Raw genomic sequence first — 19,298 nt, forward strand, 5'->3', positions numbered from 1 at the left:
TTTGGGAGGGTAGTCATGACGAAAGAGCCGGGCAAAATGAAGAGTTTTATTACGCTGTTGATGGAGCATTTCCAGATGGCGCAGATTTCGAGCTCGGCAGCGGTGCTAGCCTACTACACCCTGCTATCGATTTTTCCGGCTGTCCTGGTGATTGGGAACCTTTTACCAATGATGGGACTCGATGCCAAAACGGTTCTGAGCTACCTTCAGACGGCGGTTCCGGATGCCGTCTATGGCTTCCTCCAACCATTGATTTATGACTTTCTCCAACGGGGAAGTGGTGGTTTGCTGACGACCGGGGCCCTGATTGCCCTCTGGTCGACCAGCCAGGGAATTGCGGCCTTTCAGCGGAGTGTCAACCTGACCTACGGGGTGGCCCGCAACCAGAACCCGGTCAGCAATCGGGTGATCTCCTTTATCTGGATGATTGTCGTGTTGGCCATCATCTTCGTGATCGTTCTCTTGTACGGGCTGGGTGAGCAGGTCCTGAAGAGTGTCCAACCGATCTTCCACTTCCGTCAAGAATATATCTACCTTTTCAACTCTTGGCGCTGGCCGGTAACCTTTGCCGTCCTCTTTATCGCCCTCTGCCTTCTTTATTACTTTGTGCCCAATGCCAAAGTTCGCTTGCGCTATGCGGTGGCCGGGGCTTTCATGGCGGCGCTCCTCTGGATGGGGCTGTCACGGCTGTTTTCCTTTTACACGGTTATCTTCCGCCACAGCGTTATCTCATACCGGACGATTGGTGCCTTTATTGCCATGATGGTTTGGCTGGACTTCTCCGGCTACATCATTATGCTGGGAGCCGTTCTCAATGCAACTCTCCAAGAGGCTCATGAGGGTGAGTTGCACGAGCGGGAGCATTTCTGGCAGTTAGGTGACAATCGGCATAATAAAAAAGAGCAGTAGCCGGGTTGGCTACTGCTCGCTTTGTTCGCGGGAGGATTACTTTGCAAGGGTCTTGGCGGCTGCGTCATTGAAGAGCACGGTGTCGACCGTGTCAACATACTTGGCAGCTAGTGGGGTGACGCATAGTTGTTCGTCACCTTTGACGAAGAGATTGGCGGCAGCGATGAGTTCCATTGCTTGCCGGACAGTCTTAGCGTCGAGATTGCTGTTGGCATAGCCAAGCTTGAGCAGGTGCTTCTTACCCTTGCTGGTCTTGAATGTGAGGTTGAGTGATTTCATATTGACTTACCTTCCTTTGCTTGCTTAGTCGATAGCGACGTGATCCGTGACAATGACGTTGACACCAACACATTTTTCGTTGGTCAACAAGGCAACCGCCTGGGTCAGGCTGATAAGCTGGTCATTGCTGAATTGCTGACTAACATTATTGAAGAGGTGGTTAACTCCTTTAGGATGTTGGTCACCAACCATCGTGACTTGAACCTTTGCAGCCTTGAATTGACGTTCCATACTCATGTTGAGCACTCCTTTACTGTTAGTGTTGATAAGTAGCGGCCGCTGCTTACACTTATACAGACGGTTGAGGAGGACCAATGTAAAGGAGAATTTTAAAATGGGTCAAATTACTAAAATTGAAGCCCAAAAACGGCGCGGGCGTTACAATGTTTATCTGGATGGCAAGTACGCTTTTCCGGTGGCCGAGAGTGTCCTGATCAAGTTTCGTCTAATGAAGGGACTGGAGCTGGATAAGAAGCAGGTGGCCGCAATCACGACCGCCGACCAGCAGGCGCGGGCCTACTCGCGAATGTTGGACTATCTAGCCCACCAGTTGCGAACGGAGAGCGACATTATCAAAAAGCTCCACGATTTGGAAATACCGGAGCAATTTATTGCTCCGATCATGCAGAAACTGCGCGACCAGCACCTGGTGGACGATCACGAGTACGCTGCCAGTTATGTGCGAACGGCGATGATTACCAGTTTTAAAGGCCCCGGTGTAATTCGTCAGCACCTGCGAATGAAGAAGATCGGGGAAAACGACATCGACGACGCCTTGGCCCAGTTTACCCCTGAACAGCAGCAGGCCAATGCCAGCAAGCTGGCTGAGAAGCTTTTCCGTCGCTATCGCAATCAACCCCTAAGGCGTCAGGAGCAGAAAGTTCGTCAGGGGTTGTTGACTAAGGGCTATGCCGGTGGAATCTTTGACCAGATCCGTGACCAGGTGAGTCCTCAGGAGGATCTAGACCAGCAGGAGGACCTGTTGGCAAAGACGGCGGAAAAACTCTGGCGGCGCTACCGGCGTTACACCGGCCGCGACAGGATCCAGCACTTTAAGCAGGGGATGTACCGGCGGGGGTTCGACCTCGATCGGGTACAGGTCTGGTTGGACGAGCAGGAAGAAGGGCTTTCCTAATGAGGAATTTATTGGTATTATTTAATTTGATTGTATTTTACTAAAAATAGGAGTTTACTATCTTGAAAGTAAAAATCTTAGTTGCCGTTCATAAAAACTACCGGATGCCGGATGACCCAATGTATCTGCCAATTTTTGTCGGTAAGGAAATTCATCCGACGGTTAACCATACTTTTCAAGGTGACAACACAGGAGATAATATTTCTGCGAAGAATCCTCACTATAATGAATTAACTGCTCTCTACTGGGGATGGAAGAATCTCGACGTCGATGCCCTTGGCCTGGTTCATTATCGGCGTTATCTATCCTTGGGTCATTCTAAGGATCTGTCAACTATCCTTAATCAGCAGCAGGTTGAACAGCTTTTCCAGAATGCAGATGTAATCTTGCCGAAGAAACGGCATTATTACATTGAAACAAACGAATCTCATTATCTGCATGTTCATGAGCACGCGCCACTAGAAATTACCCGACAGGTATTGAAGAAGGATTACCCGGAGTATGTGCCCGCCTTTGAACACGTGATGAAGCAGACTAGCGCCCACTACTTCAATATGATGATTATGAAAAAACAGCCTCTGGATGAGTACTGCAGCTGGCTGTTTGAGGTGCTGGGCAAGGTTGAACAGCAGGTTGACTATGCTGACTATACACCGTACGAACAGCGGGTCTTCGGTTTTTTGAGTGAACTCCTGCTCGATACTTGGTTGGGAACTCACCCGGAATACAAGACGGTAGAGGTTAACCGAGTCTTTCTTGAGAAGCAAAATTGGCCGCTGAAGATCGCTAAGTTCTTGAAACGGAAGGTTACCGGTCATGGTGAGCATTAATTAGTGAGGTGTTATGATGCCAAAGTTATCGATTGTTGTTCCATGCTATAATGAGCAGGAGTCAATTCCACTCTTCTATTCGGCAGTGGAGAAAGTTGTCCACAAGATGCCGGTGGAGATTGAGTACTGGTTCATCAACGATGGGTCAGCTGACGATTCGCTGGCGGAGATGCGTAAGCTTCACCAGGCAGATCCTAACCGGGTTCACTACGTATCGTTTTCCCGTAATTTTGGCAAAGAGGCGGGGCTTTACGCAGGGCTTCAGGCGGCCACCGGCGACTATGTTGTAGTTATGGACGCCGATCTCCAGGATCCACCTGAGTACTTGCCGATCATGTACAAGGAAATATCCAGTGGTGACTATGACTGTGTGGGGATGCGCCGAACAGACCGAAAAGGTGAGGCACGATTTAAGTCTTTCCTGAGTGATCAGTTTTATAACGTTATCAACAAGATCTCGGACACCAAGATCGTTTCAGGGGCCCGGGATTACCGGATGATGACCCGGCAGATGGTGAATGCTGTCCTGTCACTGACTGAGTACAACCGATTCTCAAAGGGGATCTTTAACTGGGTCGGTTTTAAAACTAAGTACCTTCCCTATAAAAATGTTGAGCGGGTGGCCGGGACGACGGACTGGTCAACCTGGAAGCTGTTCAAATACGCCTTTGACGGGATCACCGATTTTTCAGAGGCGCCACTAGCAATTGCTACCTGGTTCGGTGGCCTGTCAGCATTTATTGCAGTTATTGGTTTAGTTGTCGTGATTGTTCGTCATCTTGTCATTCCGGGAAGCAGCGTGAATGGCTGGGCATCCCTAGTCTGCATCATGTTACTCCTTGGAGGAATTCAGCTACTCTGCTTGGGAATTGTTGGCCGCTATATCGGCCGTATTTACATGCAGACGAAAAAGCGGCCAATCTATATCATTAAAGAAAAAAAGTAAAGGCATAGGAGTATGGAAGAAAAGGTAAAAATCAAGCAACAATCAAAAACGTACCTTTTCTGGAAAAGGTTCTTTGATATCGTGTTGTCCAGTGTTGCACTGGTCTGCTTCAGTCCTATCTTCCTGGCGATCTTTATATTGAGTCGCTTTGGCAGTAATAAGGGGCCACTGTTTTACAAACAGGTACGGATTGGCTGGCATGGGCGACCTTTCAGGATCTATAAGTTCCGCTCGATGGTGGTCAATGCTGACGCTATCCTTGAGAACGATCCAGAACTGTACGCAAAGTATGTTGCTAATAATTATAAGCTAGAGCCGGAGGAAGACCCCCGGATCACGCGGTTAGGTCGGTGGTTGCGGAAAACGTCGATCGACGAGATTCCCCAGTTCTTGAATATTCTGCGTGGAGAAATGAGTATTATTGGTCCACGGCCGGTCGTTAAGGATGAGCTATCCGAGTATGGAAATCGAGTAGATAAGTTTTTGTCTGTTAAACCGGGGGCCATGGGGTTGTGGCAGTCCAGCGGCCGGAGTAACATTCCGTACCCTGAACGCTGTGACGTGGAATTGGAATATGTGGATAAAGCCTCACTGGTATTTGATATAAAGATTATGTTTAAAAATATTATCAGTATTTTCAAGAGCGATGGGGCGTATTAAAGAGTTAAGGGAGTTTAACTTTGAAGTTTATTCAATTAAAAAAGGTAATGACAGCTCCACTAAATGGGCAACTTGTTTACCTAGGTATATTGTCTTTCTACCTTTTCTTTTCTTTTTTACGTAACACTACATTTGATCCTTATCTAGGTAGTAGGGTATTTAACGTAGCTTCTTATGTTACAGTTTTGCTTCTAATTACTAAATTCTGCTTTTTTGACTTAAAGAAAAATTCAAGAATTAGTTTAATTATTACATCTATCTTATTTTTAATAGCAGTTGTTGTATGGCATAGATCTAATTCAAATTTGATTTTAGTTGAGACGGCTTTTATTCTTGCAGCTAGGAATGTTGCATTTGATGAGATTGTAAAACGTTATTTCTATGTAGTTTTAGTCTTGTTAGTTTTAGTGGTGTTTTTTTCATTATTAGGTGTTATAAAGGACCTCGTTTTTGTTGTTCATGGCAGAGCAGTCAGATACTCATTGGGTATTATTTATCCAACTGACTTAGCAGCACATATTTTGTATCTGTTGTTAGCACACGCCTATTTAAATTTCTCTAAGCTGAATTGGCGATATTATTGTGGATATCTTGTGATTGCATACCTCGTTAAGATGATCACTGATGCACGTTTAAGTGTATTATGTATTGTTCTGATGATACCAATTTTAATGTCGGCAAAGCTGGCACAAAAAAATAAGGATAGTCTTAGTTATCATTTATTAATTACTTATTGGATGTATATACCTTTACTAGCCTTTACCATTTTTGCGGGGACGTATTTCTTTGATGCTCAGAATAAGATTTATTTTAAGATTGATCGCTTATTATCTGGGAGGTTAGGATACGGTCACCTAGCAATGGATCTTTATTCAGTTACTCTCTGGGGACAAAAAATTGTTGAGCACGGTTTAGGCGGAAGTAGTGGCTTACAAATATTTCATCGTAATAATGCTGGATATTTTTTCATCGATTCATCATATCTTCGTCTGATTATGATTTATGGAATTGTTGCAGCACTAGTATATATATTAATAATGGTTTTTGTTTCAATAAAGGGAGTAAAGCTTCAGGTTTACCAACTTACTGCAGTTATGTTGGTAGTAACCTTAAGTTGCCTAGTTGAACAGCACTTATTAGAACTTTCTTTTAACCCATTTTTACTGGCATTATTAGCGAACATTTTATGTGAGAAAGGAAAAGAAAATGAAAAATCAGCATTTAACTTTAGAAAGTATTCTAAAGATTGTTCTTAAGAATGCAATAATGATAGTGATTCTAGCCTTGATAGGAGGTAGCTGCTTCTATCTAATTGCAAAACATAAGGAATCAAAAACATACGTTGCTGAGCGTAGTATGGTAATTGACCATAACTTGACGGGAAAACAGGCATATACTTCTTTTAAAACTGATCTCAATATGGTACCTACTTATCGAGATATGATCGAAGGAAGAGAAATTGCGACTAATGCATATCGTCATCTCCCTAAGAAGATAAGGCATAGAAGTAGCATAAAAGACCTGTCTGGTAGTATTAGTACAAACAGTCGTCCGGATTCATTGGTCATTACTGTTAAAGCAACAACCAATAATTCTAAAGAATCCGTAGCTTATGTAAATAATGTAGCCGAAGCTGCTAAAATAGAATTACCCAAAATGCAAAAAGGAATTGGGGAAGTTCATGTTTACTCTAAGGCAAGTCCCAAAAATATTGGAGTTGTGACCCATAGTTCCGTTAAAAAATACACTCTTGTGGGACTAGCGTTAGGGATAATTGCTGGAATGGTTATATCATTTAGTAGGATATCGTATAAATACGTTAGGTAGTAGAAAGGCTATGGATTATGCAAGCTGTTTTAATATTAGCGCATAAGAATATTAATCAGGTTATCGAATTAGTTGAACGTCTTTCAATGACGTTTGAAATCTATATTCATTTTGATCGAAAGGTTACATTAAATGAAGATCAGAAGAACTCTCTTGACAAGGCCAAAGTTAATTACTTCTCAAAATACGATGTGAAGTGGGGAAGCTACAGTATAGTTCGCGCAACAGTAGAAATGATGAAGATGGCTCTGAAAAATCCGGAAATTGAATACTTCCATTTAATTTCTGGACAGGATTGGCCGTTAAAGGATCCCAAGGAGATCTATAAGGAATTTGAGGATGATAACAAGATATATATGAATTACTGGCGGGCACTGGATATGCGGAAAACGGGAGAACCCGAGATTTGGTGGGCCAAGTATTATTTCAATTATGATCAAGTTAATCGTCGAACTACATTTGGGAAGCTTTATCACCGTTTACTACTGTTAAGTCAGACAGTATTGCGAGTTAATAAGCTAAAAAAGTATAACGTAAGCCCCCAAGAAATCTATGCTGGCCAAGAGTGGGTAGATATTCCACGTGGTGCCCTAAGCTATGCCATTGATTATTATGAAAAACATTCAGAACTGCAAAAAATTTTTTCAACTAGTTTTTGCTCGGATGAGATGTGGTTACAGACTATTTTATGTAACTCTCCAAAGTATCGTTTGCGGATTGACAAGAATATTCACCGCTTCATTGAGCTAATTGAAAAACATGGTAGCCGACCGGCAATTTTGGATGAGGATGACTTTACCAAAATTAAACAGGGTAACTACTGGTGGGGAAGGAAGATTGAACGGCCTATTTCCAATAAATTAATTGAACTTCTGGATGCGGATAATTAAATTTAGAATACAAAAGAGCCTTACATGAATAGGGCTCTTTTTTCAGTGGAAAAACTCTGCTAAAATATATGAGATTATAAATCGAGAATGAAACGAGGATTACTTATGATTAAGTATGATTATCTGATAGTTGGTGCCGGTCTCTTTGGCGCCACCTTTGCCTACGAAGCGGCTAAGCGTGGTAAGCGTGTGAAGGTAATTGAGAAGCGCGACCACATCGCCGGTAATATCTACACCAAGGAAGTCGACGGTATCCAGGTTCACCAGTATGGTGCGCACATTTTCCATACTTCAAACAAGAAAATTTGGAACTACATCAATCAGTTTGCGGAATTCAACCGTTACACGAACAGTCCAGTGGCCAATTACAAGGGTCAGATGTACAATTTGCCCTTCAACATGAACACCTTTAATGAGATGTGGGGCGTTCGGACGCCCAAGGAAGCGCTGGATAAGATTAATGAACAACGTCAGGAAATGGCTGGTAAGGAACCCCGGAACCTGGAGGAACAAGCGATCTCACTGATTGGTCGTGATATTTACGAGAAGCTGATCAAGGGCTATACCGAGAAGCAGTGGGGACAAAAGGCCACGGAGCTGCCCGCCTTTATCATTCGACGCCTTCCGGTTCGCCTGACCTACGATAATAATTACTTCAATGACTCTTATCAGGGGATTCCAATCGGTGGCTATACCCAGATTGTAGAGAAGATGCTGGCTAGTGGCCTGATTGACGTGGAAACAGGTGTGGACTTCTTTGATAAGAAGGACGAGTACCTGCGTGAGTATTCCCGGATTGTCTTTACCGGGATGATCGACCAGTTCTTTGGCTACCAGCTCGGTGAACTTCAGTATCGGAGCCTAAAGTTTGAGACCGAGGAAAAGAATGTTGGCAACTACCAGGGAAATGCGGTTATCAACTACACGGACGCGGAGACGCCGTTTACCCGGATCATTGAGCATAAGCACTTTGAGTTTGGCAAGGGTGATAAGGACAAGACGATCATCACTCATGAGTATCCAGCCGACTGGCACCGGGGCGATGAACCTTATTATCCGGTTAATAACCAACAAAATAATGAACTGTATAAGAAATATGCTAAACTAGCTAACGAACAGACGCCAAATGTACTGTTTGGTGGTCGCCTGGGCCAGTACCGTTACTACAACATGGACCAGGTATTACACGCTGCATTGATGGCGGTTGATAAGGAGTTTGACTAGTAGAAATGAAGGTTATTAAAAACTATTTGTATAATGCCGGGTACCAGATCCTCCTGATGCTGGCTCCTGTCATCACCACCCCGTATGTATCGCGGGTGTTGGGGGCCCATAACAACGGGATCAATACCTACACGAATGGTTGGGTAACTTTTTTTTATTTGGTCGGTCAGCTCGGAATTGCCTTGTATGGGAACCGGGAAATTGCTTACCACCGTGACAACAAGTATGACCGCTCCAAGATCTTCTGGGAGATTATCTCTTTACAGATTATGACCAGTTCACTGTCGCTGATCGCCTACTTGATTGCGGTCATGCTGTTTAGTAGTGCTTTCAGGGTCTACTTTCTTCTGCAGGCGTTCTGGATTGTTGCTTATGGGCTGGACATCTCTTGGTATTTCATGGGGATGGAGGACTTCAAAAAAACCGTCACGCGAAACACGATCGTCAAGTTGATCTCGATTGCGCTGATTTTTATCCTGGTACGGAATGAAAATGACCTAGCACGCTACGTTTTTCTGCTGGGCTTTGCGCAATTAGCGGGGAGTGCAACCTTATGGCCATACCTGCGTAAGTCGATCCAGTGGGTAAAGATTCGCTATTGGCGGCCCTTTAAACACCTTTACCCAACGCTACTCCTATTTGTTCCGACAATTACCACGCAGATCTACCTGGTGGTTAACCGGATTATGCTGGGAAGAATGGCTCCTCAAGCAGCCGTTTCTCAGTTTGACTTCGGTGATAAGATCGTTAAGTTAGTATTGGCGGTTGTTACAGCGACAGGAACGGTGATGTTACCCCATATTGCTAACAAGTTTGCTGCAGGTGATATCAAGGGAGTGCGAGCCAGTCTGTATAAGTCATTTGACTTTGTGACGGCAGTCTCGGTACCAATGATGTTTGGTTTAATGGCGATTGCCTATAAGTTTGGTCCATGGTTTTTGGGGAACCAGTATGTTCCAACTGGTGGGGTAATCTTCTATGAAGCACCAGCAATTCTAATGATTGCCTGGAGTAACGTTACGGGTACGCAGTATTTAATGCCGATTCATCGGGAACATGAATTTACAATCTCTGTAACAGTGGGAGCAGTTGTCAATATTATCGCTAACATGTTTTTGATTGCCCACTATGGAGCGAATGGTGCTGCAGTGGCCACGGTAATTTCAGAATTTGCTGTTACTGTTATGCAGTTATTCTTAATTCGTGGAACTATTCGGCGACGAGAGTTATTTGCACCGATTTGGCGTTATTTATTAAGTGGTTTTTTTATGTATTTAGTGGTTTCACGAATTGATGAGATTATGCGAATGACCATTACTAATTTGATGTTGCAGATAACGTTGGGAATATTGGTGTATGTTTTGGGATTATTTATATTAAAAGCACCAATAATAAATCAGGCAAAATTATTAATAAAGGAACATAATAGGTAAAATTTATGGATAATAGTATTTCAGTAATAGTGACTGCTTATAATGCCGAGCAAACTATTAATAGGTGTATTGATAGTTTACTGAGCCAGTCTAATGTTGAAAATTATCAAATTATTGTATTAAATGATGGTTCCTCTGATAGAACTTTGGAAAAGTTAGTAAGTTATAGTGAAAATCCAAATGTAAAAGTTGTTAGTAAAGAAAATACTGGTGCTTCAGATAGTCGAAATATAGGCCTTAAACTAGTTAATACTAAGTATGTTACTTTTGCTGATGCAGATGATTATGTTGATGATACATACTTAAGCACTATGTTAGATCAATATGAGAAGGAGCCAAAGTGTGATCTAGCTATTTGTGGATATCAAAAAGAAAATACTGATGGTCAAGTTATAATGATCGGAAAAGGGCAAAAGGGTATATTAGAGCAAGAGCAGGCATTACATGATATTTTAGTTAGTTATGGATTTGAAGGCTATCTGGTAAATAAACTATTTAAAACTCAAGTTATTAAAGAATATGATTTGAAGTTTGACAAAAACGTCACTTTATCAGAGGATTTACTTTTTTGTATTCAATACTTGTTGAAATGTAAAAAAATAAGCTTCAATCCTAGACCAGTGTATCATTATATACGTTATGAAAATAGTCAGCTTCACAAAAATCAGATTGGTGCACCTTTTAACACGAGTGCAATTAGTATCTTGGATACATTTGACAAAATACAGCAATTAATACCTGAAACTTATCCACAAGTGAAGTGTGCGGTCAATGCACGTAAGTGTTGGTTTGCAGTTACATTATGGCGGGCAATCGAAGCTGCACCTAACCGTCGAAAGGTATCTAAGAAGCTACTTCAAAATCTAAGGAAAATTGCTAAAAAGTATCGAACCGACTTCATGCAAAATGATGTGCTACCACCACGTGATAAAATTATTTATTGGGCCAATTGGTTTTTCCCGAGAGGCCTTGCAATTCTGTGGAATTTTGCTGGCCTGCATGATCATAGTTGATTTAGTTTACAAGGAGGAAAATATTTTGAAAAGTGTTTGTGCGGTCTTAGTAACGTATAACAGAATTGAATGTTTAAAAAAAGTGATAAAGGGGCTGGAACAACAAACCCATCCGATTTCCCGAATTTTCGTATTTAATAATGCAAGTACGGACGAAACCTTAGAATACTTATTGGATAATCATTTTAAACAAGTGGTCGACTCAAGTGAACTAGGTAAATTGGATGAGCAAGATACAAAAATTGTTTTTAATTCAAAAGAGAATTTAGGTGGTTCTGGTGGTTTTGCGAAGGCAATTGGATATGCTGAAAATTTTAATTATGACTATATATGGATAATGGACGATGATGTTCTGCCAGAAAGTAATTGCTTAGAATTGCTTTTGAAAACTATGCGGGAGACTGGTACTCAAGTAGCGTTACCAAGTAGAAACGATGCTAATCATCAGGATTTTATCTGTGAGAAAATGGATTTTTCAAATTTTCTGAAGTACTGTCCATATTCGCAAAAAATTGCAATTCAATACCCTTTGAAGGATGATTACTATTTTGTCGGTGATATGCCGTTTGAAGGTCCATTGGTTGAAACTAAATTAGCAAGTAAGGTTGGCGTCCCTAATGCAGGCTTTTTTCTTGAGTATGATGATTCTGACTACGCTCAAAGGCTATTAAAGTATTCAAAAATTGTTTATGTTACGCACGCAATACTACATAGGCAGTTAGCCAAAAAGGGGCAGCAAAGAAAGCTTAAACGTGATCGTTATACCTGGCGTACATATTATACATTACGGAATAACATTATTTTTGAACGAAAATATGGTGAGAATTGGTTAGTTCGTAATGTTAGTCCACGTTTATTACTAATTCATAAGACAGTTAAATCTATTTTGGATGGTTATGCAAAGAATAACTTACCATTATTATTTAAAGCGTATAGTGATGGTATTCATGGTCGGATGGGAAAGAGAGTATCCCCAAATTATTAATAAGTAGTTAATGTTTTTTAGAGGTAAAAATGCGAAAAAGAATTGAATGGATTGATATTGCACGTGGAATTGCAATATTGTTTGTGATAATTGGACATTCATTGGGAAAGTATACAACGTCATATTTCACAAATCTTATATTTGTTTTCCATATGCCTATTTTCTTTGTATTGAGTGGCTACTTGTATAAGAAAAAGCATAAACAGAAGTTCTTAAAGTCTTCTTATTTTAATTTGATAGTTCCTTATATAGGGACGGTGCTTATTGCGTTTTTGTTATATACATTTTATCGATTTCACAATAATAATATAATTGCTCCTTCACGCATTTTCTCGTATAAGGATCTTATCGTTTCTTCTATTTATGGTATTGGGTCTGTAGCAACGTTACCTGTTGTTCACTACAAGATAATAGGAATTGGCGCAATATGGTTTTTACTTGCATTCTTTATAGGAACCCAGTTGTTTAATTATGTGATGTTACTACCAATTCCTGAACACGGGTTAATTATAAAAGGAATCATTATTGTAATTTTAGCTTTTTTTGGTATGTATATGCAGACGTATGTATATTTGCCATGGTCAATTAATGCAGCTTTAGTGGCCCAAGTATTCTTCTTTGCAGGTTATATTTTTAAAAAGTTTAACTTATTGGGATATAAAGGGAAAATTTTTCTACTATTTTCAATTTTATTATGGGTAGCAACGGCAACGATTGGTATGTTTGGGTTAGATAATGTTAATTTTCCTAATATGTACATAGGGATAATTGGCGGTATTGCATCTAGTTACGTTGTTATGCGTTTTTCTATGTTTATTAGTAGTAATTATGATAATTATTTTTCTAAGGGAGTAAAAGCAGTACTGTGCTTCTATGGAGTTGAATCACTGAGTATATTTTGTTTTCACTTAGTTGATCTTGACTATATCCAGATCTGGCCTCTAATAATGAGTTCCTGTAGTAAAGTTATGCCATACTATGGTTCAATTATTGTTGGGATACTTTATCGTATTATTTTCGTGACGATTATTACGTTAATAGTTCCTCATATTCCGGTCTTAAGGTCAATTTATATGCATCGTAGATACAGATTTAGAATAGATGAAAATCGTATGCTATAATAGTTTTATTCAATCAAAGGGGAGAAATTATCTAATGATTAAACATTACAAAATGTTTAAAAAAGGCAAGAACTGGTGCTTTATGGCAATTGCCACGGTTGCAGTTACTTTTGGTGCATTAAATGTTTCAACGCAGGCTAACGCTGATACCAATAGTGCGGCAAATGAGCCAGTGGCTATGCAAAATCAAAGTACCGCGACTAGTTCTAGTGCTGTTAATTCGGATCCAGTAGCAGCCAATAGTGCGGTAGTAGCGTCAGCAAATAATTCAGCTGTTTCTACTAATATTGATAATGCTTCGGCTGGTGTGGTAGCGGCCAGTGCAAGTAATACGCCAGCACAAGCTTCCGCCGAACCAGCCAGTGCTGCTCAATCAGCAGCTCCACAGGTTGAAGCCAAACTTCAGGTTGCCGCTCAACCAGCACAGGTAAACGGCTGGCAGACACAGGAAGGTCGAACTTATTACTACCGGAATGGTCAGAAAGTAACTGGTACTCAAACCATCGGGAATGCTCAATATTACTTCAACGACCAGGGGCAACAGCTAAAAGACTACTTCTTAACTCAAAACAATCATACCTATTATTTTCAAAAGAATGGTCAACGATTAAATAATGGATTTTACAGTAACTGGGGTCAAACCTACTATTTTGGTAATGACGGAGCTCGTTGGGATAATCGGTATTACAATAATTGGGGTAAAACTTATTACTTCGGCAACGATGGAGCTCGTTGGGATAATAAGTTTATGAATGCCTGGGGCCAAACTTACTACTTCGGCAACGATGGGGCTCGTTGGGATAATAAATTTATGAATGCCTGGGGCCAAACTTACTACTTCGGCAACGATGGAGCTCGTTGGGATAATAAGTTTATGAATGCCTGGGGTCAGACTTACTACTTTGGCAACGGTGGTGTCCGTTGGGATAATAAGTTTATGAATGCTTGGGGTAATATATATTATTTCGGAAAGGGCGGTGCTCGGTTAACAAATCAGACCGTTAACCTGGGTTACGGTGATCTTACCTTTGACAGTCAGGGACGCTTGAGCTCCACTAATGCATTCATCGGAAGTATTGTTAATGGTGCCATCCAGGGCTGGACTCAACACAAGATCCTTCCCTCTTTAACTCTCGCCCAAGCAATCCTCGAAAGTGCTTGGGGGAAGTCTTCACTTTCCGCTAACTACCATAACTTGTTTGGAATTAAGGGTAGTTACCACGGCATGTCGGTAAATATGCCAACTTATGAGGAGTATGGTGGTCGGTACGTATTGATTCACGACGCATTCCGTCGATACCCAGATAACAATGCAAGTGTTCAAGACCACACTGACTTTCTCGTTCAAAATAGTCGTTACCATAACTTGATTGGTGTTAAAGATGCTAATACAGCTACCTACTTGATTCGAGCAGATGGCTATGCAACGGCTTCAAGTTATACAAACTCTTTACGTAGCATTATTAACACGTATAATTTGACTCGCTATGACCAAGTTGCTTTCCGTCTATAATCATTTATAAAAGGCCAGAGATGGTCTTTTTGTTTTTAAATATGACATTTTATTTACAATAATATTGCAAAGATTATTGTTACTTAACAATAACCTGATTTTCCCCGATGCTTACGAAACTTGTGATAAAGTAATAAAAGTTGAAATTCATTTAAGAAGTTAAATATTTATTAAAGAAATAAGGAAGGTAGGATTCATTCATAATGGAACAACGGACACACGTGAAAATGTTCAAGAAAGGCAAAAACTGGTGCTATATGGCAATTGCTACTATTGCAATGGTATTTGGGATTGCAACAACCACGGTTGTGAATGCGGATGTTGCAACCGATCAGAACACGGTTACTACTTCTCAACAGATTCAAAGCGATTCGGTACAGTCCGCTGATCCTGCTGTTACTGCCAATAGCAGTGTTGAAGCTAGTGAATCCACCATAACTGCTACAAGTGAAGTATCCGCCAGTGCGGCAAATCAGGCTCCAGCAGCAAACACTAGTACTAGCTATGCCGTTGCTGCTACGCAACCGGCTCAGTTAAATGGCTGGCAGTCACAAAATGGTAATACTTATTACTACAATAATGGACAGAAGGCAACTGGTGTCCAAAACATTAATGGTACTAATTACTACTTTAACGATCAAGGTCAACAACAGAAGGATTATTTCCTTAATCAAAATAATCATACTTACTACTTTGGTAAGGATGGGAAGCGTTTGGATGATGGCTTCTACAATAATTGGGGACATACTTACTATTTCCAAAAAGATGGTAGTCGTTTAGACAACGGTTTCTACAATAATTGGGGACACACTTACTATTTCGGTAATGATGGCGCTCGTCTGGATGATGGCTTCTACAACAACTGGGGACACACTTATTACTTCCAAAAAGATGGTAGTCGTTTAGACAACGGTTTCTATAATAATTGGGGACATACTTACTACTTTGGTAATGATGGTGCACGTTTAGATAATAGTTTCTACAACAACTGGGGGCACAAGTATTACTTTGGTAGTGATGGTGCCTTGGTTCAAAACCGTGACGTTACTGTTAACGGTACAAAATACCATGCTGATAATGCTGGTATTCTGACTGAGAATACGATCGATAAGAAAGTTGATCGGGCTCTTTCTCAACGTGGTGTTCCTTATGTATGGGGTGGTAATACGCCGGCTGGTTTTGACTGCTCCGGTTTGGTACAATGGGCATATGGTCTTGGAGCAAATTACCGAACGACTTATCAACAAACTAAGTTAGGTAGCCACCATTACAATGTTTTTAGTGCGCCAAAGGGTGCCTTGCTCTTCTTCGGTAGTGATTCTGCACCATATCACGTTGCCATTTCCCTTGGGAATGGTTCTTATGTTCACGCTCCAGAACCAGGTGATGTTGTTAAGATTGGTTACTCTAAGTACTTCAAACCAAGTTTCTTCATCAATATGTAATTGATCGTTTTGGTTCGTTACGTTCCAGAAAATCTGTTATAATAGTATTGATATAGGGATAATTAAGGAGAAAGTATATAAATGAAAGCAAAAAAGTTAGTTACAATTTTAACAACGGGCGCAATGATGTTGACTCTGGCCGCTTGTGGAAACAACTCTTCTCAAGGATCCTCTAAGAATTCAGATGTTGCTTCAAGTAAGGTTACGTCTAAGAAGAATGCTACAAAAGCTAGGAAAGATAGTAGCAAGACAACTTCTTCGACCACTTCAGGTAAGAATAGTGATTCCAAGACTAACAGTGACAGTTCTTCATATGCAGTATCTTCAACTTCCTCTAGCAATAACGGTGTAGCATCGTCTAGTGTAACACCACAGAAACAGAGTTCTAGTTCCCAACAAGCAACCATGTCTGCTACTGACGCCAAGAATATTGTTAAGGAACACATCGGGAATCAATTGAATAATCGTGGTGTTGCTGGACAATCTACCAGTGACCTCCCGTCAATTGATTCGATTGATGGCTACACGGCCACTCAGAATGGAACTAATAATTGGACTGTTTCTGGGAACGGTCATACCTATCATGTAACTGCTAGTTCTGTTACTGGGAATTAATCTAATAATTACAGCAAACTTGTTAAATAGCTCAATGCCATAAATTATGGTGTGGGCTATTTTTGTGTTAATAGTGATCTGATATCATACTTGATTTAGCTATTTAGTGGATTTACAATGAAGACATACTGGGAGTGTATAATTTAGGGGAGGTTAGATTTAATTGAAACAGCAGAATTATTCATGTTTGCTTTATAGCAAACGAATACTTCTAGTTGCAGCTGCTGCGTTAACGGCTACTATTGGAACCTTTACAGTAACATCATCAGTTAATGCTGATGATCAGGTACCGGTGGTAGCCGTGCAGCAGGCAACAGCGTCGTCAGCAATGCAAGACGTTAATGCAGGAAGCTCAATTTCAAATGTTAAGAACGATAGTCAGAGTCAAGATATTCAAGTAACAGCTCAACAATCTGTCGCGGGTGCAAATAATAAGTCCGTTAAGTCGTCAGCGCCGACGACTAAGGGATTAGTACAGAATCCAGTTAGTCATAAATGGTCATACTACAATGATGCCGGTCAAAAAGTAGTTGGTACCGGTAATACTGCAGGTACTCTTGCTTATCGGAACGTAAATGGAAAAACCTATGCGTTTAATAATAAGGGTGAGGCCTATACCGGTTTCCTAAATGGCTGGAATAACCTTTACTACTTTGGTAATGACGGAGCTCGCTATACTAACCAGTGGTACTACAACTGGGGACACTACTACTACTTTGGTAGTGACGGTGTTCGATTAACTAATCAGTTCTTGAACAGTAAGCAAGTGCCAACAAATGATGGTAGAGGCGGTATAAGCAATACGAGTCGGAACCATGTTTATTATTTCAATTCCAAGACGGGAACGATGGCTCGGAACCAGTTCTATAACAACTGGGGTAATACTTATTACTTTGGTAACAATGGTGCTCGTTACACCAATCAATTCTATAACAACTGGGGTAACACCTACTATTTTGGTAAGGAAGGTATTCGTTACACTAATCAGTTCTACACCAATTGGGGTAATGTATATTACTTCGGTAACGATGGTGCTCGTTACACTAATCGCTGGTATAGTAATTGGGGTCATCGCTATTTCTTTGGCAATGGTGGTGTTCGGGCAACGAATACTTACTTCAATGCTCTCGGAGCGGGCGGCGACTACGACGCGCACTGGGCTGATAACTCAGGAATAGTTAGTGATGTTCACTACTTTAGCCAATATACACCGGTTTTTGCTCCGTGGGGGTGCGCAGGTGCGTCACTGGCAATGCTTTTGAGTATTAGAAATGTTTATCCAAATCTGTATGATCTGATTCACAACGAGCCAAATGTATATGGTAGTCGGAACCAAGGATGGTCTGGTGGCCAGTCTGGTAACGTCGTAACAGGTGCTGGATTTAATCACGTTATTCAGCCAAATGCATTGAGCGCTTATGGTAGGAAGTTTTTTGGTGGTGTTCGTGATATCTCTTATACGAACCTGTCAAATATTGCACGAGTTGTTCAAAGTGGGCACCCAGTTCTCTACTATGGCTGGTCTGCTTATGATGCTGGTGGCAATCGTAACCACTGCAAGATTATTTTAGGTTATAACGCTCGTAATAAGTCCTTCCACGTTTATGACCCACTATATGGTTATCGTGGTCGTTGGACAGCTCACTCAACTGGTGGTAATGCGTATGACTTAGGGAATAATGCCTGGGTTCCTGCATGGCACATTCAGAGAGAAATGAGTGGTCAGGCGGTTTCAATTTATTAATCTAAAGCAGCTAAAAAATAGGTTTTTGTTGCCGTTTTTTCTCCTCTGTTTCATAGGCTATAGTGCTTCTGAGTATACAGGTGAAATAGAGGGCTCTTTGTCAATCGGTAAGGATGAAGAGAATTCTGAGAACTAGACTAAGCCACTTTGGCTATTAGTCTAGTTCTCTTTTTTGGTAGTTCATGACTCATGAGATTGAAATTCTTCAACGAAAGAAGAATTCTAATCTGGAAATGATTTTGTACCCGATTGTGCTGTTTTAATCTTACGGACTGGCAGTGGGTATAACCCTTTTAGTAACCAATTCAATTAATCAGCCAACAGCTCTTGATAAACCTTAGCCAGATTAACCGGTCATTCTTAAAACGTTTATGAAGAGAATAAAGCCTCACTATTTCCAAATAATCCTTTGAATCGATTATTACGTGATTCGTAAAATAAGAAAATGAATTATTATATAGCCAGAACACTACTGCATAATCAAACAGCAGAAGTAATTTTAGATCGCCTTGTTTACACTCTTATATGATCAAGACCAAAGACCAATCATATTGACTAGTATTTAACAATTCTATAACTGCTCAAATCATACAATCTTATTCCGCCTTTTTATAACGCCGTTTGTAAAATTAAGTTAGAAAAATAAAAAAGCCATTTGTGATAGACTTTTGAGTATCCCTAATCAAAAGAAAGGCAATCACAAATGACCTATAAACATCTTACCACACG

The 19,298-nt window shown here is 40.9% G+C and carries 19 protein-coding genes; 17 read left to right on the forward strand and 2 right to left on the reverse strand.

Features of this window, described 5'->3' with window-relative positions:
* Window positions 1-15: 15 nt before the first annotated feature.
* On the forward strand, window positions 16-909 hold the full coding sequence (locus tag CK797_RS04915; protein WP_104688644.1) for a YihY/virulence factor BrkB family protein: 894 nt from the start codon (window positions 16-18) through the stop codon (window positions 907-909).
* A 36-nt stretch (window positions 910-945) separates the two neighbouring features.
* On the opposite strand, the gene CK797_RS04920 is transcribed toward CK797_RS04915, so the two are convergent.
* Together CK797_RS04920 and CK797_RS04925 are read right to left on the reverse strand one after the other, a co-directional pair.
* Complete coding sequence (locus CK797_RS04920; protein ID WP_104688645.1) at window positions 946-1,188, reverse strand: DUF2922 domain-containing protein; 243 nt, start codon at window positions 1,186-1,188, stop codon at window positions 946-948.
* A gap of 24 nt (window positions 1,189-1,212) precedes the next feature.
* The gene (locus CK797_RS04925; protein WP_104688646.1) at window positions 1,213-1,425 is read right to left on the reverse strand and encodes a hypothetical protein; all 213 of its coding nucleotides are present in this window, start codon (window positions 1,423-1,425) and stop codon (window positions 1,213-1,215) included.
* A gap of 97 nt (window positions 1,426-1,522) precedes the next feature.
* Here CK797_RS04925 and recX point away from each other — a divergent pair, with 97 nt between their 5' ends.
* The 16 genes from recX (at window position 1,523) to CK797_RS05005 (ending at window position 18,569) form a co-directional block, all read left to right on the forward strand.
* Window positions 1,523-2,323, forward strand: coding sequence for a recombination regulator RecX (gene recX / locus CK797_RS04930; RefSeq protein WP_104688647.1), 801 nt, complete (start codon window positions 1,523-1,525; stop codon window positions 2,321-2,323).
* A 62-nt stretch (window positions 2,324-2,385) separates the two neighbouring features.
* Complete coding sequence (locus CK797_RS04935; protein ID WP_104688648.1) at window positions 2,386-3,153, forward strand: DUF4422 domain-containing protein; 768 nt, start codon at window positions 2,386-2,388, stop codon at window positions 3,151-3,153.
* A 16-nt stretch (window positions 3,154-3,169) separates the two neighbouring features.
* Window positions 3,170-4,099 carry a glycosyltransferase gene (locus CK797_RS04940; RefSeq protein ID WP_104688649.1) on the forward strand — a complete coding sequence of 310 codons (930 nt, stop codon included), beginning with the start codon at window positions 3,170-3,172 and terminating at the stop codon, window positions 4,097-4,099.
* A gap of 12 nt (window positions 4,100-4,111) precedes the next feature.
* Window positions 4,112-4,759: a sugar transferase gene (locus CK797_RS04945; protein ID WP_104688650.1), complete on the forward strand. Its 648-nt coding sequence runs from the start codon at window positions 4,112-4,114 to the stop codon at window positions 4,757-4,759.
* 20 nt (window positions 4,760-4,779) lie between these two features.
* Window positions 4,780-6,015 (forward strand): polymerase, encoded by a 1,236-nt coding sequence (locus CK797_RS04950; protein WP_104688651.1) that lies wholly within the window; start codon window positions 4,780-4,782, stop codon window positions 6,013-6,015.
* Window positions 5,966-6,586, forward strand: a complete 621-nt coding sequence (locus tag CK797_RS04955; protein WP_104688652.1) for a hypothetical protein — start codon at window positions 5,966-5,968, stop codon at window positions 6,584-6,586. The genes CK797_RS04950 and CK797_RS04955 overlap by 50 nt, the downstream gene beginning before the upstream one ends.
* 17 nt (window positions 6,587-6,603) lie before the next feature.
* Window positions 6,604-7,476, forward strand: a complete 873-nt coding sequence (locus tag CK797_RS04960; RefSeq protein ID WP_104688653.1) for a beta-1,6-N-acetylglucosaminyltransferase — start codon at window positions 6,604-6,606, stop codon at window positions 7,474-7,476.
* A gap of 105 nt (window positions 7,477-7,581) precedes the next feature.
* A complete protein-coding gene (glf, locus tag CK797_RS04965) occupies window positions 7,582-8,700 on the forward strand; it encodes a UDP-galactopyranose mutase (protein WP_104688654.1) in 1,119 nt (372 codons plus the stop codon).
* Window positions 8,701-8,705: 5 nt separating this feature from the next.
* Entirely contained in the window at window positions 8,706-10,133 is a 1,428-nt protein-coding gene (locus CK797_RS04970) for a flippase (RefSeq protein WP_104688655.1), read from the forward strand.
* Window positions 10,134-10,138: 5 nt separating this feature from the next.
* A complete protein-coding gene (locus CK797_RS04975) occupies window positions 10,139-11,146 on the forward strand; it encodes a glycosyltransferase family 2 protein (protein ID WP_104688656.1) in 1,008 nt (335 codons plus the stop codon).
* Window positions 11,147-11,171: 25 nt separating this feature from the next.
* On the forward strand, window positions 11,172-12,131 hold the full coding sequence (locus CK797_RS04980; protein ID WP_104688657.1) for a glycosyltransferase family 2 protein: 960 nt from the start codon (window positions 11,172-11,174) through the stop codon (window positions 12,129-12,131).
* Between the two features lie 29 nt (window positions 12,132-12,160).
* A complete protein-coding gene (locus CK797_RS04985) occupies window positions 12,161-13,252 on the forward strand; it encodes an acyltransferase family protein (RefSeq protein WP_104688658.1) in 1,092 nt (363 codons plus the stop codon).
* A gap of 34 nt (window positions 13,253-13,286) precedes the next feature.
* A complete protein-coding gene (locus CK797_RS04990; RefSeq protein WP_181049522.1) occupies window positions 13,287-14,765 on the forward strand; it encodes a glucosaminidase domain-containing protein in 1,479 nt (492 codons plus the stop codon).
* 203 nt (window positions 14,766-14,968) lie between these two features.
* Entirely contained in the window at window positions 14,969-16,210 is a 1,242-nt protein-coding gene (locus CK797_RS04995) for an NlpC/P60 family protein (protein WP_104688660.1), read from the forward strand.
* Between the two features lie 81 nt (window positions 16,211-16,291).
* Window positions 16,292-16,825 (forward strand): hypothetical protein, encoded by a 534-nt coding sequence (locus tag CK797_RS05000; protein WP_104688661.1) that lies wholly within the window; start codon window positions 16,292-16,294, stop codon window positions 16,823-16,825.
* A 163-nt stretch (window positions 16,826-16,988) separates the two neighbouring features.
* The gene (locus CK797_RS05005; protein WP_104688662.1) at window positions 16,989-18,569 is read left to right on the forward strand and encodes a C39 family peptidase; all 1,581 of its coding nucleotides are present in this window, start codon (window positions 16,989-16,991) and stop codon (window positions 18,567-18,569) included.
* Window positions 18,570-19,298 lie beyond the last annotated feature (729 nt).

It is taken from the genome of Limosilactobacillus pontis (assembly GCF_002940945.1).
Classification (GTDB): Bacteria; Bacillota; Bacilli; order Lactobacillales; family Lactobacillaceae; genus Limosilactobacillus; species Limosilactobacillus pontis_A.